26 protein-coding genes are annotated in these 25795 nt (G+C 44.5%); 22 read left to right on the plus strand and 4 right to left on the minus strand.

Going from position 1 to position 25795, the window contains the following annotated elements; translation table 11 throughout:
- Nucleotides 1-51 precede the first annotated feature (51 nt).
- Nucleotides 52-498, plus strand: a complete 447-nt coding sequence (locus QFZ78_RS29410) for a GNAT family N-acetyltransferase (protein ID WP_307552790.1) — start codon at nucleotides 52-54, stop codon at nucleotides 496-498.
- A gap of 42 nt (nucleotides 499-540) precedes the next feature.
- On the opposite strand, the gene QFZ78_RS29415 is transcribed toward QFZ78_RS29410, so the two are convergent.
- A complete protein-coding gene (locus QFZ78_RS29415; protein WP_307552791.1) occupies nucleotides 541-921 on the minus strand; it encodes a hypothetical protein in 381 nt (126 codons plus the stop codon).
- A 191-nt stretch (nucleotides 922-1112) separates the two neighbouring features.
- Between QFZ78_RS29415 and zwf the strand changes: the two genes are divergently transcribed.
- From zwf to QFZ78_RS29440, 5 genes are all read left to right on the plus strand, one after another.
- Nucleotides 1113-2648, plus strand: a complete 1536-nt coding sequence (gene zwf, locus QFZ78_RS29420) for a glucose-6-phosphate dehydrogenase (RefSeq protein WP_307552793.1) — start codon at nucleotides 1113-1115, stop codon at nucleotides 2646-2648.
- Between the two features lie 196 nt (nucleotides 2649-2844).
- On the plus strand, nucleotides 2845-3915 hold the full coding sequence (locus QFZ78_RS29425) for a metallophosphoesterase family protein (RefSeq protein ID WP_307552795.1): 1071 nt from the start codon (nucleotides 2845-2847) through the stop codon (nucleotides 3913-3915).
- A 46-nt stretch (nucleotides 3916-3961) separates the two neighbouring features.
- Nucleotides 3962-5545, plus strand: a complete 1584-nt coding sequence (locus QFZ78_RS29430; RefSeq protein WP_307552797.1) for a peptide chain release factor 3 — start codon at nucleotides 3962-3964, stop codon at nucleotides 5543-5545.
- Between the two features lie 151 nt (nucleotides 5546-5696).
- On the plus strand, nucleotides 5697-6860 hold the full coding sequence (locus tag QFZ78_RS29435) for a glycosyltransferase family 4 protein (protein ID WP_307552798.1): 1164 nt from the start codon (nucleotides 5697-5699) through the stop codon (nucleotides 6858-6860).
- Nucleotides 6826-7614 carry a YheC/YheD family protein gene (locus QFZ78_RS29440; RefSeq protein ID WP_307552801.1) on the plus strand — a complete coding sequence of 263 codons (789 nt, stop codon included), beginning with the start codon at nucleotides 6826-6828 and terminating at the stop codon, nucleotides 7612-7614. Before QFZ78_RS29435 ends, QFZ78_RS29440 begins: the two co-directional genes overlap by 35 nt.
- Here QFZ78_RS29440 and QFZ78_RS29445 read toward each other — a convergent pair.
- A complete protein-coding gene (locus QFZ78_RS29445) occupies nucleotides 7609-8973 on the minus strand; it encodes a putative bifunctional diguanylate cyclase/phosphodiesterase (RefSeq protein ID WP_307552803.1) in 1365 nt (454 codons plus the stop codon). The genes QFZ78_RS29440 and QFZ78_RS29445 overlap by 6 nt on opposite strands.
- Before the next feature lie 263 nt (nucleotides 8974-9236).
- Here QFZ78_RS29445 and QFZ78_RS29450 point away from each other — a divergent pair, with 263 nt between their 5' ends.
- The 5 genes from QFZ78_RS29450 (at nucleotide 9237) to QFZ78_RS29470 (ending at nucleotide 14101) form a co-directional block, all read left to right on the plus strand.
- On the plus strand, nucleotides 9237-10268 hold the full coding sequence (locus tag QFZ78_RS29450; protein WP_307552805.1) for a LacI family DNA-binding transcriptional regulator: 1032 nt from the start codon (nucleotides 9237-9239) through the stop codon (nucleotides 10266-10268).
- Nucleotides 10269-10353: 85 nt separating this feature from the next.
- Complete coding sequence (locus tag QFZ78_RS29455) at nucleotides 10354-11514, plus strand: Gfo/Idh/MocA family protein (protein WP_307552808.1); 1161 nt, start codon at nucleotides 10354-10356, stop codon at nucleotides 11512-11514.
- 32 nt (nucleotides 11515-11546) lie between these two features.
- Nucleotides 11547-12176, plus strand: a complete 630-nt coding sequence (locus QFZ78_RS29460; protein WP_307552810.1) for a ThuA domain-containing protein — start codon at nucleotides 11547-11549, stop codon at nucleotides 12174-12176.
- Between the two features lie 20 nt (nucleotides 12177-12196).
- Nucleotides 12197-13291: a Gfo/Idh/MocA family protein gene (locus QFZ78_RS29465; protein ID WP_307552812.1), complete on the plus strand. Its 1095-nt coding sequence runs from the start codon at nucleotides 12197-12199 to the stop codon at nucleotides 13289-13291.
- 84 nt (nucleotides 13292-13375) lie between these two features.
- Nucleotides 13376-14101 carry an MtnX-like HAD-IB family phosphatase gene (locus tag QFZ78_RS29470; protein ID WP_307552814.1) on the plus strand — a complete coding sequence of 242 codons (726 nt, stop codon included), beginning with the start codon at nucleotides 13376-13378 and terminating at the stop codon, nucleotides 14099-14101.
- Between the two features lie 59 nt (nucleotides 14102-14160).
- Here QFZ78_RS29470 and sspI read toward each other — a convergent pair whose 3' ends face one another.
- Complete coding sequence (gene sspI / locus QFZ78_RS29475; protein WP_307552816.1) at nucleotides 14161-14364, minus strand: small acid-soluble spore protein SspI; 204 nt, start codon at nucleotides 14362-14364, stop codon at nucleotides 14161-14163.
- A gap of 153 nt (nucleotides 14365-14517) precedes the next feature.
- Here sspI and QFZ78_RS29480 point away from each other — a divergent pair, with 153 nt between their 5' ends.
- The 10 genes from QFZ78_RS29480 (at nucleotide 14518) to QFZ78_RS29520 (ending at nucleotide 24584) form a co-directional block, all read left to right on the plus strand.
- Nucleotides 14518-15177 (plus strand): potassium channel family protein, encoded by a 660-nt coding sequence (locus QFZ78_RS29480; RefSeq protein WP_307552818.1) that lies wholly within the window; start codon nucleotides 14518-14520, stop codon nucleotides 15175-15177.
- A gap of 10 nt (nucleotides 15178-15187) precedes the next feature.
- Nucleotides 15188-15994 (plus strand): TrmH family RNA methyltransferase, encoded by an 807-nt coding sequence (locus QFZ78_RS29485; RefSeq protein ID WP_307552820.1) that lies wholly within the window; start codon nucleotides 15188-15190, stop codon nucleotides 15992-15994.
- Nucleotides 15995-16192: 198 nt separating this feature from the next.
- The gene (locus QFZ78_RS38660) at nucleotides 16193-16333 is read left to right on the plus strand and encodes a helix-turn-helix domain-containing protein (RefSeq protein ID WP_373461147.1); all 141 of its coding nucleotides are present in this window, start codon (nucleotides 16193-16195) and stop codon (nucleotides 16331-16333) included.
- 308 nt (nucleotides 16334-16641) lie between these two features.
- On the plus strand, nucleotides 16642-17214 hold the full coding sequence (locus QFZ78_RS29490; RefSeq protein ID WP_307552822.1) for a TetR/AcrR family transcriptional regulator: 573 nt from the start codon (nucleotides 16642-16644) through the stop codon (nucleotides 17212-17214).
- Between the two features lie 352 nt (nucleotides 17215-17566).
- Entirely contained in the window at nucleotides 17567-18319 is a 753-nt protein-coding gene (locus QFZ78_RS29495) for an SDR family NAD(P)-dependent oxidoreductase (protein ID WP_307552824.1), read from the plus strand.
- Between the two features lie 50 nt (nucleotides 18320-18369).
- The gene (locus tag QFZ78_RS29500) at nucleotides 18370-19449 is read left to right on the plus strand and encodes an alkene reductase (RefSeq protein WP_307552827.1); all 1080 of its coding nucleotides are present in this window, start codon (nucleotides 18370-18372) and stop codon (nucleotides 19447-19449) included.
- Nucleotides 19450-19540: 91 nt separating this feature from the next.
- Nucleotides 19541-20539 (plus strand): NADP-dependent oxidoreductase, encoded by a 999-nt coding sequence (locus QFZ78_RS29505; RefSeq protein WP_307552829.1) that lies wholly within the window; start codon nucleotides 19541-19543, stop codon nucleotides 20537-20539.
- Between the two features lie 291 nt (nucleotides 20540-20830).
- Nucleotides 20831-21613: an SDR family NAD(P)-dependent oxidoreductase gene (locus tag QFZ78_RS29510; protein ID WP_307552831.1), complete on the plus strand. Its 783-nt coding sequence runs from the start codon at nucleotides 20831-20833 to the stop codon at nucleotides 21611-21613.
- 291 nt (nucleotides 21614-21904) lie between these two features.
- The gene (locus tag QFZ78_RS29515; protein ID WP_307552833.1) at nucleotides 21905-22915 is read left to right on the plus strand and encodes an NADP-dependent oxidoreductase; all 1011 of its coding nucleotides are present in this window, start codon (nucleotides 21905-21907) and stop codon (nucleotides 22913-22915) included.
- A gap of 823 nt (nucleotides 22916-23738) precedes the next feature.
- Nucleotides 23739-24584 (plus strand): ATP-dependent DNA ligase, encoded by an 846-nt coding sequence (locus tag QFZ78_RS29520; protein WP_307552835.1) that lies wholly within the window; start codon nucleotides 23739-23741, stop codon nucleotides 24582-24584.
- A gap of 80 nt (nucleotides 24585-24664) precedes the next feature.
- Here QFZ78_RS29520 and QFZ78_RS29525 read toward each other — a convergent pair whose 3' ends face one another.
- The gene (locus QFZ78_RS29525; RefSeq protein WP_029195127.1) at nucleotides 24665-24883 is read right to left on the minus strand and encodes an alpha/beta-type small acid-soluble spore protein; all 219 of its coding nucleotides are present in this window, start codon (nucleotides 24881-24883) and stop codon (nucleotides 24665-24667) included.
- A gap of 145 nt (nucleotides 24884-25028) precedes the next feature.
- Between QFZ78_RS29525 and QFZ78_RS29530 the strand changes: the two genes are divergently transcribed.
- Nucleotides 25029-25610 (plus strand): TetR/AcrR family transcriptional regulator, encoded by a 582-nt coding sequence (locus QFZ78_RS29530; protein ID WP_307552838.1) that lies wholly within the window; start codon nucleotides 25029-25031, stop codon nucleotides 25608-25610.
- Nucleotides 25611-25795 lie beyond the last annotated feature (185 nt).

Genomic DNA, 25795 nt, shown 5'->3' on the forward strand with positions numbered 1-25795 from the left:
TGCCTTGCCAACATAAGATAGCATTATTGCTTCTTGTGGAGGCGGTGCCAAGTGATACGCAAACGATTGGCTTCCATTGACGATCGAGCTATTCATCGATTAGTCGTTGAACAGTTAGTACCCTTTTCTAGACTGTATGACACAGGTAGTTCTGTAACATTTTCAGAAATACGGAAGAGACTGAATCAGAATAAAACGTTTGTTACTGCCAAAGGGTACAAACAGCCGTTCGGATTCATCACAATGATTCGCAAATCGCGTGTGCTGTTCATTGATATGTTAGCCATCGATTCTCGTGAGCAAGGGAGAGGTTGGGGGCATGAACTTATGAAGGTCGCTGAGGAGTACGGGAAAAGTGAACGCTGTTTGACGGCTGAACTTTTTGTTGATGAAAGCAACCCTAAAGCGATTCGATTTTACTTAGGCAAAGGTTACGAAATCCAGTCGTTTATTCCTGAGCTTAGCTGCTATAAAATGAGTAAGAAATTGAGAAGATAAGACTAAGGGCTGCAGATGATGGTTTCATCCACAGCCCTTTCATCATTCACTGAACATAGCTGCAATGTTTTCCAGTTGAATGTCGATCGCACCTTGATAGCCAGGGGCAACGCCACCGAAACTTAAGAGAGGAAGGCCAAAGGAAGAATACCCCTCATCTACTGTACCCGAGAATGAAGTTTGATCTAGTGGCTTTGCTTGCTTCGTCTTCGTTTTAACTGTTTTTGATTTGGAAATGGTTTTTTTTGTTTTCTTTGTAGACGAATTTAGCTTTGATGTGGCATCATCGTTCAGGATCAGCTTGTTTTTTTCAATACGACTTAATACGCCATAGACTTCGGAGCCATCGTTTAAAAAAATAAGAACAGGCTTTCCGTATAAGCTTCGACAGGTTTTATCAGTAATCGGATGAATAGGCTGCATTGTATCTTAGCACCTCCGTGTTATTGTGTACTTTCAGCCTATTCATAGCCGGGCGGTTCGGTATAGACGAATGTCTATTTACTCATAAGAAAAAGTTATGACAGAAAGTTCTCAGAAAAGTTGAATAGCTTGACTATTTTAGGTATGCTAAGCATATTAACTAATCCTAATAGAGAAAGAATGATGCATAGATGAGTGGAGCTGTGTTTTATATTTTCGGAGCAACGGGCGATTTGGCGAAAAGAAAGCTGTTTCCTGCTTTTTATAGCTTATATCGTGAAGGAAAGTTAGGGGAAAATTTTGCGGTAGTTGGTTTGGCTAGAAGACCTCGTACGAATGAACAATTTCGTGATGATGTAAAGCATTCGATTGAGGATTTTGCCCGTTATAAAGTGGCGGATGAGGCTGAATGGGATCGATTCGCACAGCGTTTTGAATACATGTCACTGGATATCAATAATGTCGATGGTTTCCATGAACTTAATACACTGACAGCCAAACTGGATGAGAAATATCAGACCGGCGGGAACCGATTGTTCTACCTGGCGCTGGCTCCAGAGCTTTTCGGTAACGTATCGTATAACTTAAGTGAAGGCGGATTGCTCAAAACCAAAGGCTGGCACCGTCTTGTGATTGAGAAGCCGTTCGGTTACGACCTGCCTTCAGCAGAGCGATTGAATGGACAACTTCGTCAAGTATTTGAAGAGCAAGATATTTACCGCATTGATCACTATTTAGGCAAAGAAATGGTGCAAAATATTGAGTTCGTTCGTTTCGCGAATGCTTTCTTTGAACCACTTTGGAATAACAAATACATAGCAAACATTCAAATTACGTTAAGCGAAACTGTCGGCGTTGAAGAACGCGGCGGTTATTATGATCACTCTGGCGCCCTGCGCGACATGGGTCAGAATCATATGCTGCAAATGCTGATGATGATGGCAATGGAACCGCCTAGCCGTCTGCATCCTGAAGATATCCGAGATGAGAAGGTGAAGGTCCTGCGTTCCCTCCGCTTATTCGAATCCGGCGACGATGTTCGTGTGAATGTGGTTCGTGGTCAATATGCGAGTGGTTCGTCCAAAGGCAAAGCATTGCCAGCTTACCGCGAAGAAGATTCGGTGAATCCGCAATCAACAACAGAGACTTATTTCGCGGCCAGAGTTCACGTGGATAATTTCCGCTGGGCAGGTGTACCTTTCTACATTCGGACAGGTAAAAGGCTGCCAGTCAAAACGACGGAGGTTGTTGTAGAATTTAAGAATATTCCGAATAATGTGTATTTGGCCAAAAAGCATGAGTTGGAGCCGAATTTGCTTGTCTTCCGTGTGAATCCGATGGAAGGCATCTATCTGAAAATGAATGCAAAGCAGCCGGGCTCGGAAGGCGTCATCGTGCCAGTAGCGATGGATTTCTGTCAAAGCTGCCAGATCGGTATCAATACGCCGGAAGCTTACGAACGCTTGCTGTATGATGCAACGCGTGGAGATTCCACGTACTTTACCCGTTGGGATGAAGTGGCGCTTGCTTGGTCCTATGTGGATCGTATTGCAGCAGCATGGAGTGAGAAGACGGAAGATCTGAAACACTATCCAGCCGGATCTTGGGGGCCTGAAGAAGCAACGAAGCTTCTAAGCGATGACGGCTTCAAGTGGTGGCCGATTAACGGTCAAAATGAAGGTGAAGTTGATTGGGAAGCCGTTCAAAAAACAACGGTTTTAACATAGTTGATAAGCATAAGTTTAGGGATTAACCTAGCTTCCCATCAACCTTGTCAAACGCGCTCGTTATGGACGGCGTAAGCCGTTTATCCTTGAGGTAACAAGCGTAACATCCAACTGGCGACTCTGCCTGTTGGATTTTTTTTGTGGTATAATAAATATTACGGAGTAAATCTTATTATTCATTACATGAGGTGTTTATATGTCACGAAGAGCTTTTATCAGATGGCTGCTGGCAATAGGGGCTGCGCTCGTTGGATTAAGTGCGATTTTTAGTCAAATGGTTAAGAAAAAGTTTATTCCAGATGCTCAGCCCTCCTTAACATCTGTGAAACCAGAGCCTTCTCAATCCGTGACACCATCTTCGGAAGAACCCTTGCCTTCAGGTCCCCTTATGTCCTATTTTATATTAAGCGACCTTCATATCAGTATAGGTGATGCACTTACGGGTAAGAAATTAAGGCAAGCGCTTGATGATATTACACACTTCGACGGTCCTGTTGATGCTATCATGTTAACAGGCGATCTGACGGACACAGGAACGGAACGAGATTATAAGGAGCTGCGTACCATTGTAAGTGAATACAAACTTCCACCCGTTCATGCGAACATGGGAAATCACGATTATTACTCGATCTGGATTAATAAGGCGAATAACTGGGATCAAGCAACCGTTCCCAATGGCAAAAGTGATGCGATGAGCCGAGAGTCGTTCAAGAAGTTTTTTGGCTACAAGTCACTTTATAATGATTTTACGACCAAGGGTCACTCCATCTTGCTGCTTTCACAAGAAGCTTATGTGCAAGAGAAGCCGGAGGTCGGTGAAGGAGCCTGGTATTCCGATGAACAGCTGGAATGGTTCAAAGAACGGGTGAAAAGCCTCTATCAACCAGGAAGACCACTATTCGTGATGACGCATCAACCGCTTCCGCCGAATGGCACAGACGGTAAATCGCATCAATTAATCCGTGCGATTCAATTCCGCGAGACGCTAAAGCCTTATAAGAATGTATTCGTGTTTTGCGGACATCGCCACCAAGATTTCCAGAATGGGACGCCGCATTATGTGCAGGAGACATTCCATTATTTCCACAATGCTTCTGTTGGAAGAACGCTTAACCGTGCCTACCAGCAAGAAGCCAAGCATAAAGTACAGGGCATCTATGTGCAAGTATTTGCCGATAAGGTCGTCGTACGCGGCCGAGAGTTTAGCAATCGAACTTTCCTAGATGAAGCGAATTGGAGTATTGATTTGCAGAAAGTTCAAGCCTGATTCATAGTAAGCCTATATGTAAAACAAGAAGGGAATAATCTAACAGATGACAACGCAACTCAATAAACTTCTCGCAACGGAAGTCGCTAAGCGACGTACGTTCGCGATTATTTCTCACCCGGATGCGGGTAAAACAACATTAACCGAGAAACTGCTGTTATTCGGAGGCGCGATTCGCTTAGCCGGAACGGTCAAAGGGCGTAAGGCTAGCAAGCACGCGACATCCGACTGGATGGAAATTGAGAAGCAGCGTGGTATTTCAGTAACGTCCAGCGTTATGCAGTTCGATTACGAAGGGCATCGCGTGAACATTCTAGATACACCTGGTCACCAAGACTTCAGTGAGGATACGTACCGAACACTTACCGCTGCAGATAGCGCGGTGATGCTGATCGACGTAGCCAAAGGGGTCGAGATGCAGACGAAGAAGCTATTTCAGGTGTGCAGAATGCGCGGAATACCGATCTTTACGTTTATTAACAAAATGGACCGCGAGGGTCGCGACCCATTTGAACTCCTAGAAGAGTTAGAAGAAGTTCTCGGCATTCGTTCCTATCCAATGAACTGGCCGATTGGCTCGGGTAAGCAGTTCTGTGGGGTTTACGATCGCGGGAAATCACAATTGGAGCTGTACCAAGGTGAAGATCACAAAGATATTCAAGTGCGCAAAGTGGATGGTGTTGATGATCCATTAGTGAAGCAAATTGCAGGTGAATTCTTGCACAAACAATTAAGCCAGGATATCGAGCTTCTCGATATAGCCGGTGATCCGTTTGATATGGAGAAAGTGCTGCAAGGCGAGCTCACACCTGTTTTCTTCGGCAGTGCTGTGAACAACTTCGGTGTTCAAACGTTTCTAGAGAACTTCCTACAGCTTGCGCCACCTCCTGAGCCGCGCAACAGCACAGCAGGCGTCATAGAGCCTACTAAAGAGAAATTCTCAGGCTATGTATTCAAGATTCAAGCGAACATGAATCCAGCTCACCGCGACCGTGTGGCTTTCCTGCGTATCGTTTCTGGAAAGTTTGAGCGTGGTATGTCCGTGAAACATGTGCGACTCGGCAAAGACATTAAGTTAGCTCAGCCGCAGCAATTTTTGGCGCAAGACCGTGACATCGTCGAAGAGGCATTCCCAGGCGATATCATTGGCTTGTTTGATCCCGGTATTTTCCGTATCGGCGATTCCCTAAGCGAAGGGGAAGAGGTCATCTTTGACGAGCTGCCTACTTTCTCTCCGGAGCTGTTCAGCAAAGTGTCGATCAAGAATGCTTTGAAGCAAAAGCAGTTCCTCAAAGGGATTGATCAATTGACTGAAGAAGGTATGATTCAAGTATTTACTACGATTGGTTTCGAGGACATGATTCTTGGCGTGGTCGGTCAACTGCAATTCGAAGTGCTTGAACATCGGATGAAATCCGAATATGGCGTAGATATTTTATTACAGCGCCAGAACTACCAGTTCGCGCGTTGGATTGTAGACGAGAAGCTGGATCCAAGTAAATTCCGCATTAATTCACAGCTGGTAAAAGATAAAAAAGGGAATTACGTAGGCTTGTTCGAGAGTGAGTATGCGCTGCGATCTTCGATCGAGAAAAACCCAAATGCTAAATTTTTAACTAGCGCTCCATAAGTGTTGTAATGGAAGAAGAGGCTGTCTCCGGATCTTAATCTGGGAACAGCCTCTTCTTTCAATTTTGTCGCCAATGAACGGTTTGCTTCATACAATAGGTACGGGTTAATAAGTAGTCATTAAGCTAGCCCTAAGGAAGTGAATTAGAGACGTGCACCTCTTAATCATTGCTCCTGAACAAATTCCAGTACCGCCAATCCTAGGTGGTTCCGTCGAAATTTGCATTCATTCCATTGCACGCGAGCTTGCCAAAAAGCATCAAGTTACCGTTATTTCGAGGCATCATCCTAGGTACAGCAATATTTCACACCGAGGTCAACTTACGATAATAAGAGTACCAACGGGCAGCTCTCGTACGTACTTGAAGGAAGTGCTTAAGGCAACCAAAGGAAAGAAATTTGATTGGATTCAAGTCGATAACAGACCCCATTATGCTGCCGTCATCAAACGCCATTTTCCGAAAACACCAGTATCTCTATTCTTACATTCCTTAACGTTCGTGAAGCCGCCCTATGCATCTATTCGCAGATGCTCCGAGCATTTGAACAAAGTGGACTGGATTGTAGTTAATAGCAGCTCACTCGAACAGGAGCTCACAAGACTGTATCCTAAACAGAGAAATCAGCTTCACAAGATTTACCTCGGGACCGATGTAGCTAGATTTAGCCCTATGTCGGAGAAAGCAAGGAGACGTTTAAGAAGAAAGTATCGGGTTAGCAGTAAAGGTTTTCAAGTCCTTTATGTCGGCCGACTTATCAAACGCAAAGGCATCCCTCATTTAATTCGTGCTGTTCATCTGGCCAGAAAATCGATCCCTGGGATGAAGTTGTTGATTGCTGGGGGCGAGCAAGGTAAAGGCTTTAAGGCGCTGCTTAAAAGGAAGGCTAATACGCGTGGAGTGCCAACGAAATTTCTAGGCAATATACCGCATCGTAAGATACATGAAGTATATGGACTTGCGAATTGCTTCGTATGTCCTTCACAAAAGCATGAGGCATTCGGATTGGTGAATGTGGAAGCGATGGCTTCTGGACTTCCGGTTATCGCATCGAATATTGGGGGAATTAAAGAGGTTATTCAGCATGAACATAACGGGGTTCTGATCGAAGAATTCCGAGATCCTCGCGCATTCGCGCGAAGTATTGTGGCAGTGGCCAAACGGAAAGAATGGGCAGAGGGTTTAGCTAAACAGGCGCGGCAAGATGTCATAAAGCAATTCAGCTGGCAGGCCACAGCACAATCTTTGGCTGACTTCTATAGACTGAAGCTGGAGGCAAAACATGAAAAATACTTCAAAGAAACCGGTCCGTCTTAGTAGAGCTAGGTACGTCACTAGCAAAATTGGGAAAACGAAAGCAATTGAATCTAAGCACAAGCTGCGTAAATATGTTCCGACCACCAAACGAATGAATCAAGAAACACTAAGGGAAATGCTTAACCAATATAAGATGGTGTATGTTAAGCCGAATGTAGGTATGTTTGGAAACGGTGTTATCCGAGTGGAACTAGCGGAGGAGGGGGCTGAACTGCCTTATTCGTACCAGTCTGGTGTTCGATTGAGACAGTTTAAAACATTTGATGAGATGTATGCATCCATCAGTAAAAAGACGAAAAAACGGAATTATTTAGTACAGAAAGGGATTCATCTGCTCAAATACAAAGGAAACCGGTTCGATCTTCGTGTCATGGTTCAACAAACGCCTCTTCAGAAGTGGGAGACAACAGGTGTCATTGGCAGAGTGGCCCATCCGAAAAAAGTGGTTACTAATTTCCACAATGGGGGAACATTGAAGCCGGTGGATACGCTGCTCCACACGTATTTGCCTGCAAGTAAACGGAAGAGGTATGTCAAGAAGCTGCATGTTCTGGGGTTACGGGTTGCGAAGGCAATCAATAAACGTTATAGAGGGGTTAAGGAGATCGGTGTCGATGTCGCCTTGGACGATAAGCTGCATCCATGGATTCTCGAGGTAAATACGAGTCCTGATCCCTATATTTTTCGAAGATTGAGCGATAAACGTATTTTTGCCAAAATGAGACGCTATGCCAAAGCTTACGGCCGGTTATGAAATCATAACCGGCCTGTTGTTGTTCCTATGAAAGGTTTGCTCAATGTCGAAAGCGGAAACAGGAGGACTTAATAAATAGCCTTGAATCGTCGTACAGGTTGTTTCTTTCAATATTTCAAGTTGGCTCCATTCTTCTACGCCTTCTGCAACCACTTGTACCTCAAGTGCATGGCCAAGATGGATAATGGCATTCGTAATGGCCCGATCATCTTTATTGCTATGTATATTTTTCACGAAAGAACGGTCTATTTTCAGACAATGGATAGGGAATTGTTTCAAATAATTAAGTGATGAGTAGCCAATACCGAAGTCATCGATCGAGATCGAAATCCCTTTATTACATAACTTATCCAGCACCGCGACGGTTATATCCATATTTTGCATAATGGAGCTTTCCGTAATTTCAAATTCCAAAAAGGCAGGGTCGATACCGGTTTGCTCAATAATCTGAATGGCCTTATCGGAAAAAGACTCATCTTGAAATTGACAAGGTGAAATATTAACAGCAATTTGATAGTTTAAAATGCCGGCTTCCAGCCATCTCGCTTTTTGGAGACAAGCCTCGCGGAGCACCCATTCACCAAGTGACAAAATCAAACCGCTCTCTTCTGCAAGCGGAATAAACTCGTTAGGAGCAATCAGGCCGTGCTTCGGGTGATTCCAGCGCACTAACGCTTCCAGACAAATAATGTTTCCGGTGGAGAGTTCAAGACGTGGCTGATAGTATAGGATGAGTTGATTTTCAAGTATAGCCATCCGCAGTTCAGTTTCCATCTGAACTTGATTAGAAAACCGCTGCACGTGTGAGGAATTATAGGTGACAAGCTTGTTCTTACCTGAACGCTTAGCGGCTAGGAGAGCTTGATCAGCTTGATGCAAGGCTTGTTCTATCGTAGCTAGCGATATGTCGACAGCACTCACACCCATACTCGCTGTAATAAAACATTCTTGATCCATTACAATGAAGGACGTAACAAAGACGTGCTGGATACTTTGAATGGTTTGGGAAAGCTGATCATGGGTATTAGCATATATAAGGAGAACAAATTCATCATCTCCTGATTGAACAACAAGGTCACAGCCATGTATGGCCCGCAAACGATTGGCCAATTCTACCAAAATGAGATCGCCAGACATGTACCCGAGCGAGAAATTAACTTGGCGAAACCGGTCAATATCAAGGATGAGAAGGGAACGTAATAGGGTCGTGCGCTTATCATGAGTTTGATTTCCAATAGCCTGCTTTAACAAAGATAGAAGCTGCTGTCGATGGTGAATGCGAGTGATTATTTTCTTACTCCTAGGAGTACCTAATGTTGTCGATGCGGCGAAGTGAAAAAGGCGCCGGACTGCTTTCATTGCTATCACTCATTCCCACATCATAGTTGTCCACTGTACCCCCTATCATAAGTCGAAAGGCGAACTGTAGACAAGATTATAAATTAGTTATTTATACAAATAATGGAAATTTTCTCGTTTGACTTTATGTAACCTTGATGAAAATGTCGAATAATGTTGAATAAAATATTCAATAATTTTGTATTGACATGAATGGCTTTTGGATGAGAAAATGTACGCGTGTACATTGTTAGTTTAATGAATGAATTATCGGAGGCTTATGCATGGTGACGAGAAAAGAGGTTGCTGAACTAGCAGGGGTTTCAGAGGCGACCGTATCCCGTGTATTCAATGGGCTAGGCCCCATGAAGCCTGCTACGAAAGAGCGTGTACTTGAATCTGCCAAACAGCTCAACTATCATCCAAATGCTATTGCGCAAAGCTTCGCTCGGAGACGCAGTGGTAATCTTGGCGTCGTGCTGCCCTATATGCCCAAAGTGCATCTCTTCTCTGCCTTTTATTTCGCGGAAATATTAAGCGGCATAGGGGAACAAGTAAGGGAGCAAGGCTACGATATGCTGCTGTCGCTATTAACACCGGATGAAAGTTTGGATTACACCCGACTTTATCGCTCTCAGAAGGTGGATGCTTGTGTCATCCTGGGTTCAAGGGATACTCCGCAGCAGCGGGAATCACTAATGCAGCTGCAGGCTCAGGGACTGCCTTTTTGCTTGGTCAATCAAAGCTTCGAGGGGTTATCCTTTCATGAGGTAGATGCGGATCATGTAAAGGGCAGTTATCAGGCTGTTCGGCATTTACAGGAAGAAGGCTATCGCAAGATTGCTTTTCTGAACGGTTCGCCGCAGTATTCGAACTCTGGCGATAGACTTCAAGGTTATTTGAAAGCAATGAGTGAAGCCGATTTAGAAGTTCCGCCTGAGTTGCTGCTTGAAGGTAATTACAGCCGTAAAAGCGGTTATGAAGCGTCATCAGGGCTATGGGAACATCGGGATCAGGTGGAAGCGGTATTTGCGGCTAATGATCGCATGGCGATCGGTTTGATGCAAGGGCTCCGTGAGCGAGGATGGATCGCCGGGCGTGATTTCGCTATTATTGGCTGCGATGATTCGGATGCTGCTAAGCTCAGCGATCCACCGCTAAGCAGCATCAATGTGCCTTTCTATGAGATGGGCAAAGAAGCAGCACGTAGTGTGCTGGCGGGTTTACTGCGTGGGGAAGGCACGAAGGATACGCGAATCAAGCTGCCGACCAGATTGGTTGTGCGACAATCATCGAAGAGCAGTCATCATAAATGAGTAATGGTTATATGGATGAAAGAACTCAAGTAAATGCTAACGAAGCTAGTTTTGCCAAGGTAAAACTCTAGGGAGGCGCACTTTTATGAAATCTTTCAATATTGGTATGGTTGGCTATAAGTTTATGGGCAAAGCACATAGTCATGCGTATAAGGATTTGCATATGTTTTTCCCGCAGACAGCGGTACCGAAGATGAAGCTCATCTGCGGTAGAGATGAAAGCGGTGTCAGCAGCGCAGCCGAACAATTCGGCTGGGACGGGTATGTCACCGACTGGCGCGACCTGGTTACGCATCGCGATGTCGACATCGTCGATATCAATGCGCCCAGCGATGCGCACAAGGAAATCGCGCTTGCTGCGGCGAAGGCCGGCAAGCATCTGTTCTGCGAGAAGCCGCTGGCATTAACCCTTGCTGATGCAAGGGAAATGCTGGAGGCGGCTGAAACAGCCGGGGTGAAGCACATGGTAGGCTTCAACTATAGGTTTGCTCCTGCGGTTCAGCTCGCGAAGAAGCTAGTCGAGAGCGGCCGACTCGGAGACATCTATCACTTCCGCGCCTGGTTCCTGCAGGACTGGATCGTAGATCCAACGTTCCCGCTGGTCTGGCGCTTACAGAAGGAGATTGCTGGTTCCGGGTCGCACGGCGACTTAGGTGCGCATCTGATCGATTTGGCGCACTTCTTAGTCGGTGACATGACGGAGGTTATCGGCATGAGTGAGACGTTCATTAAGGAGCGGCCACTGCCGTCTTCGATGACAGGGCTTAGCGCCAAAGGCAGCAAGGATGCACCGCACGGACCGGTAACGGTTGATGATGCGACGCTGTTCATGGCACGCTTCGCGAACGGGGCGCTCGGCAGCTTTGAGGCCACTCGTTTTGCACCAGGGCACCGGTGCACGAATTCTTTTGAAATTAACGGTAGTAAGGGCAGTGTGAAGTTTGATTTTGAGCGTTTAAATGAATTGCAGGTTTATTTTACAAGCGATGATGAGGATGTACAAGGTTTCAGACGTGTTCTGGCGACAGATTCGTCACATGCTTACATGGATGCTTGGTGGCCTGCAGGACATACGATTGGCTATGAGCACACATTTGTACACGAGGTCGTTGAGCTGATGAACGCACTTTCGGAAGACCGTCTGCCGGTCCCAAATTTCCTAGATGGTGTGAAGTGTCAAGAGGTGCTGGAAGCGGTGGATCAATCCATTGCGCAGCGTCGTTGGGTGAGTATTAGTGAAGTCTAAGGATAGATAAGCATGGAGAGGGGCTTTTGGCAATGAGTAAACAAGCATTAATTGTGTGGGGTGGCTGGGACGGTCATCAACCTGAAGAGGTGGCTGGCATTTTCGCAGGGTTATTGCGTGAGGAAGGCTTTGGCGTGGAAGTATCGGATACATTGGATAGCTTCAAAGATGCGGAGCGCTTGGCGGGCGTTGATCTTATCGTTCCAGTATGGACCATGGGTAAAATCGAAAGTGAGCAGTTGAAACCGTTAATCACAGCGGTCAAAGAAGGCGGAACTGGAATCGCCGGTTGTCACGGCGGTATGGGAGATTCCTTCCGTAATGAAGTGGAATATCAATACATGGTTGGCGGTCAGTGGGTAGCCCATCCTGGAAATGACGGCGTGACGTATACGGTTCGAATCAAGGATCGGGGGCATCAATTGACGGAGGGCATGGATGATTTCGTTGTTGTCTCGGAAAAGTATTACATGCATGTGGACCCAGCCATTCACGTACATGCGGTTACAGACTTTGGCGATGTGGAGATGCCGGTTGTTTGGACCAAAACGTATGGAGCGGGCAAGGTGTATTATAACTCGTTGGGTCATCAAGCTAACATCGTTCGTATGCCAGAAACACTTGAATTAATGCGCCGCGGCTTGCTGTGGGCAACACGATAACGATTAGGGGGAAGTAAGCGATGAGTAAGAAGAAAGTTGGTATTATCGGTTGCGGGAATATTAGTGCGGCCTATATGAAAAATATCCCTAACTTTGAGCATTTGGAGCTGCTCGCGTGTGCCGATATCGACTTGGATAGAGCAAAGGCTCGGGCGGGGGAATTCAGCATTCCTCATGCGTATACGGTTCAAGAGCTATTGAATGATCCGAATATTGATATTGTGATTAATTTGACGATTCCGGCAGCGCATGCCGAAGTCTGTATTCAAGTGTTGGAAGCGGGCAAACACGTGTATGTGGAGAAGCCGCTAGCTGTAACCCGTGAAGAAGGTTTGCAGATCCTAGAAGTTGCGCGCCGCAAGGGATTACTGGTTGGCAGTGCACCGGATACGTTCCTTGGAGGAGGTATTCAAACGTGTTTGAAGCTGATTAATGACGGCTGGATTGGCACCCCGATCGCTGCAACGGCATTCATGATGGGTAAAGGTCATGAGCACTGGCATCCGGATCCTGAGTTTTATTACGCAAAAGGTGGCGGCCCTATGTTCGATATGGGTCCATACTACCTAACAGCGCTTGTGGCTTTACTTGGCCCAATTCGCCGAGTAACCGGTTCGGCTGCCGCTAGTTTCCCAGAGCGCACCATTTCTAGTGAGAAGAAACGTGGACAAAAAATTACAGTAGATACCCCAACTCATATTGCAGGTGTGCTGGATTTCCACAGCGGTGCGATTGCTACGCTTGTAACAAGCTTTGATATTATGGGTGGAACTCAGCTGCCGAACATTGAAATCTACGGCAGTCAAGGTTCTTTACGTGTTCCGGATCCGAATACATTCGGAGGTCAGGTGCTTATTCGCAGAGGCGGTTCAGATTGGGAGCCGATTCCTTTGTCACATGGCTACAAAGAAAACCACCGCGGTTTAGGTGTTGCGGCCATGGCTGAGGCTCTGATAAGCGGCCAAAGTGATGCACACCGCGCGAATGGTGAGCTGGCGTACCACGTGCTAGAGGCGATGCATGGCTTCCATGATGCGTCCGACTCAGGGAAGCATTATGTGATGCAAAGCAGCTGTGAGAAACCAGCCCCTCTGTCACCTTACTCCGTGCTATAATAAGAGTTAACTGCATCCTCCTCTTAAGTAAGAGGGGGATTTTTTTGATTGGACTGATTCAAAGCTATTGGAGGTTAGTAAGACATGCAAAAGATTGCGGTCGTAACAGACTTTGACGGAACACTGATGGAACAGGATGTTGGCGATGTTTTGATGGAAGGATTAGATGTGCTAAAAGAACCTAAGGTTATTGAAGCATCGAGACTTTTTCGAGAGAAAAAGGTGGGTTCTTTGGCTTGGATTGAAGCGGCGTATCCATTGCTTGCTGATCGGCAGGAGCACGTGGACCGATTGCTAGAGAGTGTAAATTTGCGGGACGGAGCGCGGGATTTTATTGGTTTTTGTGGGCAGAAGGATGTGCCGGTTACGGTTTTAAGTGACGGTATGCTTTACTATATCGAGCAAATATTAAATCGACAACAAGTGAAAGTGAACCATGTTATCGGGAATCCGATTACCTATTTGGAGGATGGTGAATTTCAGTTCGGGGTTCAGAATACGAATCCAGCATGCAAATGGTGCGGGTGCTGCAAGGCAAGTGTTGTTAAGCAGCTAAAAGAGGAAGGATGGCTTGTCATTTATATCGGTGATGGCAGCAGTGACTATTATGGCTCCGGCTTTGCCGATTGGATTTTTGCGCGAGCGAGTCTTGCTAGGTATTTGAAAGAGGAAGGAACGGCCTATTATCCATTCGAGACGTTTCATGATATTTTAAACATACTGAGACCAGCTTGGGATTCTTTTAGGAGTGGCACTGCGATTCGCCGTCTTCAAGGAAGATTTCCGACTGCCTGTAAGTTCCCTGATTAGGATAAAACCAGCTAAGGGAATGCCACAGGCAACCCGCTAGCTGGCCAGATATTGTAGAGTTATTCGAGATATTCTTTGAGTGTTTCTACGAGTTGGTTTTGGATATTTGCTTCACTATGCTGCCATATGATTTCGAAAAGCACACCAAGTCCGGGCAGAACCCGTTCTTCTCCGCCGATGGAATCCTCAATCACTTCCTGAAGCTCATTATTCGATTTATTCTGGACTCTCTGGACAATGGCCTGTCTTAGGGTGATGTTCATTTGTGGACCTCGCTTCCATGTCGTTATCGTTATTAATATGCGCAAGTATCAAGCCGTTCATCCTTCCATACTTCGCCACCTTTCATAGTGAGATACGGGCTATGAGTATGTTATAATCTTTATTATCTTAGGAGTTTGGAGGACACGCCAACAGTGAGAAAACAATTTGCGATTATTGGGATGGGAAGATTCGGGTCTAGCGTCGCTAAAACATTGTCACAATTAGGGTTTGAGGTCCTTGCTATTGATCATCGTGAAGAGACGGTTCAAGAGGTTTCCGCTTTCGTCACACATGCCGTTCAAGCAGATTCTACGGATGAAGAAGCGCTGCGAGCTCTAGGTATTCGTAATTTTGACGTTGTGGTTGTGGCTATTGGAGAGGATATTCAAGCGAGTATTCTGACTACATTAATCCTCAAAGAAATGGGCATACCTACGACTGTAGTGAAAGCTGTAAATGATCTGCATGGAAAAGTGTTAAAAAAGATTGGAGCAGACAAAGTCGTTTATCCAGAAAGAGATATGGGACAACGAGTGGCGCACCATCTTATTTCATCCAATATTATCGATTACATAGAGCTATCTGCCGATTACAGTATCGTTGAGATTAAGGTGTCTCCACAAATAATTGGTAAAAGCCTCAGACAGCTCGATATCCGGGCTAAATATGGCTGTAATGTCATTGCGATCAAACAAAATGAACAGCTGGTCATTCCGCCAAGTGGGGAAGAGCCGCTTAAACAAGATGATATTCTGGTTATTGTAGGTAAAAATTCAAATCTTCAAACTTTTGAAGTGACTTTTGCAGAGTAGGTAATGATAAATGACAAGTTCACATACAGAAATTATGTCTGTTCAGAATGCCAGAGCCAAAGAATGGGCCCAGCTTTTAGATCGCCGGGGCAGGGACAAACAAGGGAAATATATCATTGAGGGTTACCATCTCGTAGAGGAAGCATTGCGTGCGGGAGTTCCGGTGGAGACCATTATCTATAGCTTGGAAAAAGGGGTTCCTGCTGGATTACCTGAGCAGGTCGTAGGGTCTGTGGAGTGGGTTGGCGTCAGCCAGGCTGTGCTGGAAAAATGCTCAGATACGCAGACGCCACAGGGGGTTTTGGCCGTTGTGGCTCGGCCGCAGCTTGGCATGGAAGAGCTGCTCGCCGGCGAGCATGATCTTGTGGTGGTCCTGGACGGCGTTCAGGATCCGGGCAACCTTGGCACGATCATTCGCAGCGCGGATGCCGTCGGGGCTAAGGCTGTTGTGCTCGGCCGCGGCACGGTCGATCTGTACAATCCCAAAACGATCCGCTCAACGATGGGATCGATGTATCATCTGCCGATTGTGGAGGCAGATCTTCTTGAGCTGCTGCCGCGAGCGCGCGAGCGCGGCGTGCGGCTTGTGACCACGAGCCTGCAGGCGCAGCGCTCGTGTTACGATACGGACCTGCGGCAGCCGACGTGGCTGATCCTCGGCAACGAAGCCAAGGGCGTGTCGCCAGAGGTCGCTGCACAGTCGGATGTTCAGGTGATTATTCCGATGCAGGGCAAAGCGGAATCACTGAACGTCGCGATGGCCGCGACGGTGCTGCTGTTTGAAGCATCGCGGCAGCGGTTGGTTCCACTGCAATAGAGAAAAGGTTATGTGAGTTTGTTTTTCACTTTGTCATCGTTTGTAATATAGTTTGTCATCGATTTGGAACGTACATTTGTCACAACTAAGTCAGTCCCGATGTGGCTCAAAGCCTTGATACATCGGGATTTTTTATAACCATTTGTGGAGTGAGTTTTTTGAATGTCATTAGAGACAACGTAAGACGATTTCAGAAAAATACATAACCTTAATCAAATTGAATTTGCTAAGTTAATAGGAGTTTCCCAAGGGAGTTTAAGTGATATAGAGTCCGGAAAAAGTAAGCCTTCCGTAGAAACGGTCGTTTCTATTCAATTTAAAATTCGGATGTTCACTTGAATGGTTGTTGAATGGAACTGAGAGTAAAAAGCCTTTGAAATAGTAAAAATTAAACTAAATAGCAATAGAACACGAGTATTTAATGGCTGATGGTTCCTGAAGGTTATATAAAACGGAAGCATAAAGGAACCAAAATGTTTGGTGAATACGGACAAACGAAGAATCCTTCGTTAAACCGAGCTGAATCATCGTGTACTGCATTATAAAGAATAAAATCGAGCGCCACGCTTGATTTTATTTTTGTTTTTTTCACATCCAGTTTGCTGATTGTTCACTTAAATGTATAATGATTGTCTGAGGTGATAACAATGGCAAGATCCAAAGAATTTGAAATTAATGAAGTATTGGATAAAGCAATACAACTGTTTTGGACACAAGGATATGAGAAAACTTCAATGCAGGAATTAGTTGATTTTATGGGCATTCATCGGAGAAGTATCTATGATACGTTTGGGGATAAGCATGCCTTGTTTATGAAAGCTCTCGAACGGTATGAAGCTAAGCAAACCCAAAAAATGAGATTTCTCGTTGAAAAGCAAAAGTCGGTCAAGGAATTAATCCGGGAAATGTTCCAATTGACATTGAGAAATGAAGGAGAGCCTCTGGGATGTTTACTTGTGAATTCGGGTGTGGAATTGGGCGTATTGGATCCGGAAGTTGCCTCCTTGGTTGAGGAAAGTTATTCCAAGACTGAAGCGTTTTTGACTCAACTTCTTCAGGAAGGGCAGCAAACCGGTGAAATCAGGGCTAACCTTGAAGCTAAAGTTATGTCTCGCTTTTTAATGAATGCCTGGTTGGGACTACGCACATTGGTTAAGACCACGACGGATCAACAAAAGCTAAAGGATATTGTTGATACGACGCTGGCTGTATTAGATTGAACGTGACTACAACCAGTGTCATTTTTGAATAGCATAACAATACGGGCGAATAGCAGATAGAGCTGAAGGGGCAACTGAACACCCTTATTTGTTGCAATGATACAAGTTCTTGTCTTTCTCCGAGAAAAGAACTAGTATCCTGACCGTAAAAGAGAAGAACTTTGGGTATAATGACCAACGGGATCACTTTCTAGGCATAGGTAGGATTTAATCCTTCAAAAAAATTCTTTACCGTTCGTTCTAGAAATGATATAGTAAAAGCAAGTTAGATTTATAACTAATTTTTTTTATTCTAATTAGAACGATCATTCTTTAATTATATTACACACATGAATCTGGAGGAGAGATTAATATGAAGTACACCGTGATCACAGGAGCAAGCTCCGGCATTGGATATGAGACAGCATTGGCGTTCGCTGCACGTGGCAAAAACTTGATTTTGGTAGCCAGAAGATTGGACAAATTAGAAGAGCTTAAATCGACGATCCAAAATAACCATCCTGACGTGGATGTTGTGATTCGTACAAGCGACCTGTCGGTTACGGATCAAGCCTATACACTGTATAACGATTTAAAGGAATATCAAATCGAGACATGGATTAATAATGCAGGGCTTGGTGAAGGCTCCTTCGTAGCCGAACAGAAACTACAAAAAGTCGAAACCATGTTACGCGTTAACATCGAATCCTTGACCATTCTTTCAACACTATATGTGCGAGATTATGCTGACGTAGAAGGTACTCAGTTAATTAACGTGTCATCAGCACTCGGATATATCATTGCTGTCGGTAGTGTTGCTTACTCTGCATCTAAATATTATGTGAGTGCCTTCACAGAAGGGCTTGCAAAAGAACTCGAACTGAAAGGCGCGAAAACAAAGGCAAAAATTCTAGCACCAGCCATAACGGAAACGGAATTCGTGAAAAAATCAATCGATGTCGAAGATTTTGATTACAAAGCCAACTTGCCTAAGTACCATACTGCCAAGCAAATGGCGAGCTTCATGCTGGATCTTTTTGATAGCAACGAAGTGGTAGGGATCGTAGACCAGAATTATGATTTCAATTTGAGAGGGCCAATCTATCCGATCTTTGAAGGGCTGTAATATTTATTCGATTGATGGGATAAATCATTTGAAAAGGGGAATATGGAAGAATGGAAAAGTTGTGGAGTAAAACGAAAATCGGAAAAATGGAATTGCCTCATCGGTTAGCGATGGCACCAATGACACGTAGTAGAGCTCAACAAGACGGTACGCCTGGAGAGGAGGCTTCCCTTTATTACGCCCAGCGCGCATCCATGGGACTTATTATTACAGAAGGTGCGCAACCTTCAGATGATGGTCAAGGTTACTTGTGGACTCCCGGGATCTATACGGAAAAGCATATTGAAGGGTGGAGAAAAGTTACAGATGCAGTGCATGGAGCAGGTGGGTATATGTATATCCAATTGATGCATGCCGGTCGTATGTCGCACCCCGACAATACACCCCATCATCGACAACCCGTTGCACCTTCCCCCATCGCGCCAGGTGTAGAAATGTTTACTGTTACAGGCATGCAGGATATCCCCGTACCACGTGAGTTAAGTAAAGAAGATATTCAAACGACCATTAAAGACTTCCGCAAAGCGGCTGCGGCAGCTATTGCAGCAGGAGCTGATGGTGTTGAAATTCATGGAGCTAACGGTTATCTGATTAATCAATTTATCGCGGAAAGTTCGAATACGCGGACGGATGAATATGGCGGATCTATAGAAAATCGTGCTCGCTTCGCCATTGAAGTAGCAAGAGCCATCGTCGATGAGATTGGAGCCGAAAGAACTGGCTTCCGCATATCGCCTGGGACCCCTCTTGGGGGAATTCAAGATGGTGAACAAGGTCCTGAACTTTACCGTTACCTGGTGCAAGAATTAGCTCAATTGGATTTAGCTTACCTTCATATTATGCACCTCGGAAATGAAGAACTGCTCCGAGACATTCGTTCCCTCTGGACGAATCCATTGTTAGTTAATCGGGCTGGACGGGCACTGGTAGATCTTAGCGCTGACATAGATAGTGGTCTTGCTGATCTCGTACCCGTCGGTATATGGTCATTAGCTAATCCAGATTTAGTGGAACGACTTCAAAAAGGTGCGCCATTGAATGAAGCGGATCCGGCAACATTCTTTGGTCACGGAAGCAAGGGATATACGGATTACCCTACGATGACTGAATTAGCTTCTAAAGAAAGGTAACAATAGGTATAGGTAAAAATGGCGTACAACTGAAAATTGTTCGCCATACATCTTCCGCGAGCACTGATTATGCATAGAAAGAGGATAAGACATGAGAGCAGCGCAAATGCACAAGTATTCAAAAAAAATTCAACTGGAACTGAATGAGGTGGAAATACCGGTAATCAATAGCGATGAGGTTCTCATTAACGTAAAAGCTGCGGGGGTAAATCCATTAGATATTCTAATTATAAATGGCAGTGTTCGGATGATTTCTGATTATGAGTTCCCATTAACTTTAGGAAATGAACTATCCGGCATTATTGAAGCCGTAGGAAAAGAGGTTGTGAATTTCCGTGTGGGTGATCATGTTTATACGCGATTGCCGATAAACCAAATTGGAGCTTTTGCGGAATACGCAGCGGTGAAGGAAGAGGCTATAGCCATCATGCCTGAAAATCTTTCGTTTACTGAAGCAGCGGCTGTACCCCTGACTGCTTTGACGGCATATCAAGCATTACATGATATACTTCATGCTCAGCCCAATAAAAAGCTGTTTATTCCTGGAGGAACCGGAGGCTTTGGTGCAATGGCAATTCCTATCGCCAAATCCATGGGTTTGTATGTCATTACAAGCGGCAGTGAAAGAGGCAGATCACGTACCCTGTCGATTGGCGCAGACCAATTCATCAATTATAAAGAAGAGAACTATGCAGACGTTCTATCCGACATTGATTATGTGATCGACACCTTGGGAACCAAAGAGATCAAAGCCGAAATGGGGATTTTAAAACCCCAAGGAAAATTGGTATCCTTGAAAGCTGCGCCAAATTATCACTTTGCGGCTGATCGGAATTTTCCATTATGGAAAAGACTATTGTTTGGCTTAGTTGGGTCCCGCATCGATTCTTTGGCACGCAAGCATCAAATTGAATATCGTTTTATATTCGTGCAGGCCAATGGCAGTCAGTTACAAGAGGTCACTAATCTTGTTGAACAAGAAAACATCAAGCCCTCAATAGACTCCGTTTATCATTTTAATGACATTAACAAGGCATTGGTTAAAGTCTCTACTGGCCATTCGCAAGGCAAAGTAATTGTAACGTTCTAAGCCGAGCTCTCGTAGCTGGATTTCCGATGACAGAGACATATACCTTTTAGAAAAGCGACATATTTTTTTTGTTTTATTAGAATGATCATTCCCGAATTTTCAGTCTCTCCGTGCGTGCCCTGGCCCAAGAAAACAAGAAACGGCTATATCAAGCAATTACAACTTAGCTCGAAGTCTTCGCAGCTGAGCACGTGTAAATGAACTCGTTTCGTTTAGTTTACAAATCCAGGTAGCTGGAAACGTTACAATATGATTTAAACATAACATTTAAATATGAGGTGGGATACCAGAATGAGAAAGACGGTTCTTATCACAGGGGTTTCCGGAGGGATCGGTAAAGAATTAGCTGATCGGTTTGCCAAGGGCGGACATAATATAGTGCTGGTGGCTCGCAGCGAGAGTAAAATAGTGGAACTCGCACAGGAATATCGAAAAAAATACGGCATTCAGGCAACGGTCATCGCCAAGGATGTGGCGGCACCAGGGGTACCCGAGGAAATCTTCACGGAGCTCAAGGAGAAGGGGATTACCGTTGACTATTTGGTCAACAATGCCGGCTTCGGTTTGTTTGGGACATTTATGGAAACAGATATGGAGCAAGAAGTGAATATGATTGACGTTAATATCAAGGCTCTGACGGTTATGACGAAGCTATTCTTACCGGATATGATCAAACGCGGGCAAGGTGGAGTGATGAATGTAGCTTCCTTGGTGGGTTTCTTCCCAGGACCGATGATGTCTGTTTACTATGCAACGAAGGCGTACGTGTTGTCGTTCACCGAAGCTTTGGCGAACGAAGTGAGCGGAACAGGCGTGACTGTAACCGCATTATGCCCGGGGCTGACGTCAACCGGATTTGTTGATCGTTCGGGAATGGGCGCCTCGAAAATGTTGAAGGGCGCGATCATGGAAGCTGGACAGGTGGCTGAAGAAGGGTATCGAGGCTTCTTGCGTGGCAAGACATTAATAATGCCCGGTGCCCGCAACCGTTTCATTGCGTTTATGCCGCGGTTGCTGCCTCGTATGATGATGACCCGTTTAATTAGAAGCTCACAGGACAGGACGGAGCATTGATTCGAACGGGAAACGTTAAACAATGAACGAGTAAATCGATATTGATTCTCTGTTATACGATTTAGATATCCTAAAGGAGCTGAATCAACGTATGATTCCCCTCTAGCAACCGTTTCATGGAATGAGGAAAAAAAAGTAATTGTTTTAAAATGGAAGGGCTTTGCCCGTGACATTTGCAGAGAAATTTTTAAAAGGAATTTTCGTAAAGTAGATATAAAAGTATTAATTTTATGTCTACTTCAATCAGTACACAAAACAGTCCAGATCATCAAAGGTAAAGGAGCATACCCAATGAGGGCTGTACAAATCTCTCGGTATTCCAAAAAATTAACTGCACAGATCAATACAATTTCTATTCCAACAATCAAATCAACGCAGATTTTGATTAAGACTAAGGTAGCTGGGGTTGATCCACACCTTATCTTGGCGATTACCGGCAAAGTTAAGTTGTTTGATCGTTATGCCTTTCCGTTGACGCTGGGCAACGAGTTGGCCGGCGTTGTGGTTGAAGTTGGTTCCGATGTCATGGATTTGAGAGTTGGTGATAAGGTTTACACCATGCCACCGCTAGATACGATGGGAGCTTTTGCTGAATATGTAGCCGTAGATGCTGCGATCGTGGCTAAAATGCCAGCCAATCTCTCATTTAAAGAAGCGGCGGCCGTGCCACTGTCTGCTCTAACGATCGTTCAGTCTCTAGCTATTCTAGATGCTAAACAAGGGGGGAAATTATTTATCTCTGGTGGTACGGGAGGCTTTGGTCAGATTGCCGTTCCTTATGCAAAGTCACTAGGGCTGTTCGTCACCATTAGTGGTAGCGGGTCCGCACATGCCTTGGCTCAAAGACTCGGGGCAGATGAGTTTGTCGACTATACAACACAAGACTATGTTTACATGCTGACAGATTATGATTACGTTATTGATACCCGAGGAGCCAGCGAAATTCATAAACAAATGAAGATACTGAAGCCTGGTGGAAAATTAGTGTCGTTAAACGCAGGCCCCAACGCCCGCTATGCTAATCAAATCCCAGAACTAGCAACGACGAAAAAAATTCTATTCAGTCTACTGGGAGCACCTTTTGATGGTATCGCTAAATGGCAAAGGAAAAGTTATGACTTCATATACGTGCAGCCGAATGGACAACAACTAGCTGCAATCACACAGTATTTTGAAAAAACCAACATTAATCCAGTGATTGATTCCGAGTACTCCTTTAACGAAGTGAATGCCGCGATTGCTAAGATTGCGACGGGGCATAGCCTAGGGAAAGTTATATTGATAGTAGATGATGAAGAATGAATAACATTTTTTTGAACACTGGGACGAATATTATCTTATTAATCGCCGCGTAAATCGCGGCTTTTTTGTATTATCCCATTCCCGATATTGATATGAACATTATCCCATTCTCGACAGCAACAGCGCGGAGCGGACTGCATGACGGCTGTTAACCAGAAGGACAACAACTGATAACACTGCCAAACCGATTCGCTCAACTACCATGAAAGAACGGGTTAACTTTCATGCTTTGTGGTGCATTGCAGGGGATGCACGGACGGCTAACGGGCAGATTTGCTTAATCTAATAATTCATAATAGACGGCATTTTTTACAACAACAGCCATTGAATATGTAAAAGGAAAATCTGTAAAGTTGATTGATATAGATAGCTTATTGAAGTTTTCGCCTCTAACAACTCTCTTTAGCTTTTTTACTTCTGTTCTTGTTAAAAAATTTATTTCGTTAAACTTATACGCTTTGCTCTTTGATTGACCTAGATATAACATTTTTAAAGCTATAGACTTGTCTAGGCTTAGATCACCAATTTTTTTCTTTGTTTCTATCGGAGCCAGCTAGCAAAATCCCATCCCAGCTTTATCAAATCAAGTCCCCATTGACGTGCCCATACCAACCCACGATCTTCTCCCAAGCCGATGCAGAAGGTTCGTTCCTCCTATCAAATCACAAAACAGATCGTTGGATGCCAACCGAAGAAAAGTGCTGTTATTCGCGTCGAAAAGATCCGCCCATTTGAGTGGAGATCATCACATCCATTTTTCCTCCAAGTTCCATTAGGCAGATGAATAACGGTGCAGTATCATTTAGCTTAGGGTGATAAAAAAATGTTCGTTTCTCCTATGCTAGCGTACGACGCAAAAGATAATAAGCCATTTTACAGTAAAAATCATATAGCGGAATTAAAATTAGATGGTTTAAGGTGTATTATTTCTAATATGGATAAACTCTATATTTATACGAGGCATAATCAACTGATTACAAATAAATTTCCCGAATTGTATAATTGCCCCCTGCCTGAAGGAACCATACTTGATGGTGAATTAATGGTTATTGATGATCAAGGGAAATCAGACTTTGAAGCCATGTCGGTTAGGTTTTTATCAAGTAAAAACAAAACACCTGTGATATTCTGCGCATTTGACATCTTGAGATACAAAGGAATTGACGTCACGGGTCTAACTTTACTGCGGCGCAAAGAACTGTTGGACAAGGCTTTCATTGAAAATGAGAATTATAAAAAGGTTAAAGTGTTTGAGGGAAATGCAGTTGAATATTTTGAGCAGGTTCGTGGGCGGGGACTTGAGGGCATCATCATTAAATCTAAAAAAGCGAATTCCAGATATGAAGTAGAAAAACGCTCCAAACAGTGGCAAAAGGTGATTAATTGGACTTATGCGGATGTATACATATCCGGTTACAGAAAAAATAATTTTGCCTTATTGGCGTCTATTGATGCAGCTGATGGCTCTAAGTTCCCAGTCGGGGTTATAGAGTCAGGTGTAACACCAATTCACCAGAAAGCCTTAGTCAGTGTGAAGAATCGCTTAGTATTCAAGGAAGACAAGAATTTTGCCTATATGGAACCACGCATTATGGCGAGGATTAAGACGAGAAATTGGACCCGAAACGGAAAACTTCGGTCCCCAGTATTCATGGAATTCGTTACCTGAGCATAAAAAAAGACTGAAATCACCAAAGGAGGAAGTGGTGGTTACAGTCTTTTCGTTTTGCTTGCACATCGCCAAAGGAATTAACGTCTAATTCCGCCGGTTAGTTGTTGTTCGGCAAGTTGAACTAATCTTCTTGTTATGTTACCACCGATTGCGCCAGTATCACGAGTAGCCATGTAGCCGTAATAACCATCTTGCGGAATTTGAATACCTAATTCTTGCGCGACTTCATATTTCATTTGGTCAAGAGCTGCTCTTGCTTGTTGCACGACTAATGTATTGCTGTTTCTTCTAGCCATTTGATTCACTCCTTTTTTGTGGTGTAGGAGTATTTTGTGGATTAAATGGATTTTTATTCATCTTACTAAAATTATTTTCGCGAAACTCAGAAAATCATCCCCTCGTATTCTTGACTTCATAGTCAACTATGTGTATGATCCACTTATGAGCAGACCAAGAGAATTTGATGTTGATAAAGTATTGAATCAGTCGATGGAAGTTTTTTGGGCAAAAGGTTACAAAGCAACCTCATTCGAAGATCTCACCACGAAGACTCAGGTCAAAAAACAAAGTCTGTATGGCGTCTTTGAAGACAAACGCTCACTCTTTCTAAAAGCACTTGCCCTGTATCGAGCGCAAAATCTCGATTCACTTCAAGAAATGGTCGATCAAGGCAGTTCGCCAACGGAAATTCTAGACGCCGTTAAATCCGCTTCACTTTGTTCGAAAAAAGAGGATAGCCGCAACGGATGTCTGATGGTCAACACAGCGTTGGAATTTGGAATGAGCGATGAGGAAGTAACCAATGAAGTTGAAAGAATGTTTAGTGACGTCCAGCTTGTGCTTGAGGAAGTGATTAGTAGAGGGCAAGCCACTGGAGAGATTACGACTCATTTCACAAGCAAAGAATTAGGAGCCTTCTTGGCGAATGCCTTGCGTGGTACCCGTATTCTTGAGAAAACAGGGGTACCTGTGGAACAAATCGAAACCATTCTAAATACCTCGTTTGGTTTAATAAAAAAATAATACCGTGCACTTTTCGATATCATTTACGGCGTTCTCTCCATGGGGGAACGTCGTTTTTCTATGTGGTACCTCAAGCAGCGCATATCACCAGCAAAGATTTCTTGTTGACACAACCTCTGGAAAAAGATATATTCTTCAGTGTAATAAGTAATTATTACGATTTATCGGCCGTAACCAAATAAATG

The organism is Paenibacillus sp. V4I5 (genome assembly GCF_030817255.1).
Taxonomy (GTDB): Bacteria; Bacillota; Bacilli; order Paenibacillales; family NBRC-103111; genus Paenibacillus_E.

Coding starts and splice junctions, on each gene's coding strand:
- QFZ78_RS29415 (WP_307552791.1), bottom strand. CDS start 921: ATGCAGCCTATTCATCCGATTACTGATAAAACCTGTCGAAGCTTATAC.
- zwf (WP_307552793.1), top strand. CDS start 1,113: ATGAGTGGAGCTGTGTTTTATATTTTCGGAGCAACGGGCGATTTGGCG.
- QFZ78_RS29425 (WP_307552795.1), top strand. CDS start 2,845: ATGTCACGAAGAGCTTTTATCAGATGGCTGCTGGCAATAGGGGCTGCG.
- QFZ78_RS29430 (WP_307552797.1), top strand. CDS start 3,962: ATGACAACGCAACTCAATAAACTTCTCGCAACGGAAGTCGCTAAGCGA.
- QFZ78_RS29440 (WP_307552801.1), top strand. CDS start 6,826: ATGAAAAATACTTCAAAGAAACCGGTCCGTCTTAGTAGAGCTAGGTAC.
- QFZ78_RS29445 (WP_307552803.1), bottom strand. CDS start 8,973: ATGAAAGCAGTCCGGCGCCTTTTTCACTTCGCCGCATCGACAACATTA.
- QFZ78_RS29450 (WP_307552805.1), top strand. CDS start 9,237: ATGGTGACGAGAAAAGAGGTTGCTGAACTAGCAGGGGTTTCAGAGGCG.
- QFZ78_RS29455 (WP_307552808.1), top strand. CDS start 10,354: ATGAAATCTTTCAATATTGGTATGGTTGGCTATAAGTTTATGGGCAAA.
- QFZ78_RS29460 (WP_307552810.1), top strand. CDS start 11,547: ATGAGTAAACAAGCATTAATTGTGTGGGGTGGCTGGGACGGTCATCAA.
- QFZ78_RS29465 (WP_307552812.1), top strand. CDS start 12,197: ATGAGTAAGAAGAAAGTTGGTATTATCGGTTGCGGGAATATTAGTGCG.
- QFZ78_RS29470 (WP_307552814.1), top strand. CDS start 13,376: ATGCAAAAGATTGCGGTCGTAACAGACTTTGACGGAACACTGATGGAA.
- sspI (WP_307552816.1), bottom strand. CDS start 14,364: ATGAACATCACCCTAAGACAGGCCATTGTCCAGAGAGTCCAGAATAAA.
- QFZ78_RS29485 (WP_307552820.1), top strand. CDS start 15,188: ATGACAAGTTCACATACAGAAATTATGTCTGTTCAGAATGCCAGAGCC.
- QFZ78_RS29490 (WP_307552822.1), top strand. CDS start 16,642: ATGGCAAGATCCAAAGAATTTGAAATTAATGAAGTATTGGATAAAGCA.
- QFZ78_RS29495 (WP_307552824.1), top strand. CDS start 17,567: ATGAAGTACACCGTGATCACAGGAGCAAGCTCCGGCATTGGATATGAG.
- QFZ78_RS29500 (WP_307552827.1), top strand. CDS start 18,370: ATGGAAAAGTTGTGGAGTAAAACGAAAATCGGAAAAATGGAATTGCCT.
- QFZ78_RS29505 (WP_307552829.1), top strand. CDS start 19,541: ATGAGAGCAGCGCAAATGCACAAGTATTCAAAAAAAATTCAACTGGAA.
- QFZ78_RS29510 (WP_307552831.1), top strand. CDS start 20,831: ATGAGAAAGACGGTTCTTATCACAGGGGTTTCCGGAGGGATCGGTAAA.
- QFZ78_RS29515 (WP_307552833.1), top strand. CDS start 21,905: ATGAGGGCTGTACAAATCTCTCGGTATTCCAAAAAATTAACTGCACAG.
- QFZ78_RS29520 (WP_307552835.1), top strand. CDS start 23,739: ATGTTCGTTTCTCCTATGCTAGCGTACGACGCAAAAGATAATAAGCCA.
- QFZ78_RS29525 (WP_029195127.1), bottom strand. CDS start 24,883: ATGGCTAGAAGAAACAGCAATACATTAGTCGTGCAACAAGCAAGAGCA.
- QFZ78_RS29530 (WP_307552838.1), top strand. CDS start 25,029: ATGAGCAGACCAAGAGAATTTGATGTTGATAAAGTATTGAATCAGTCG.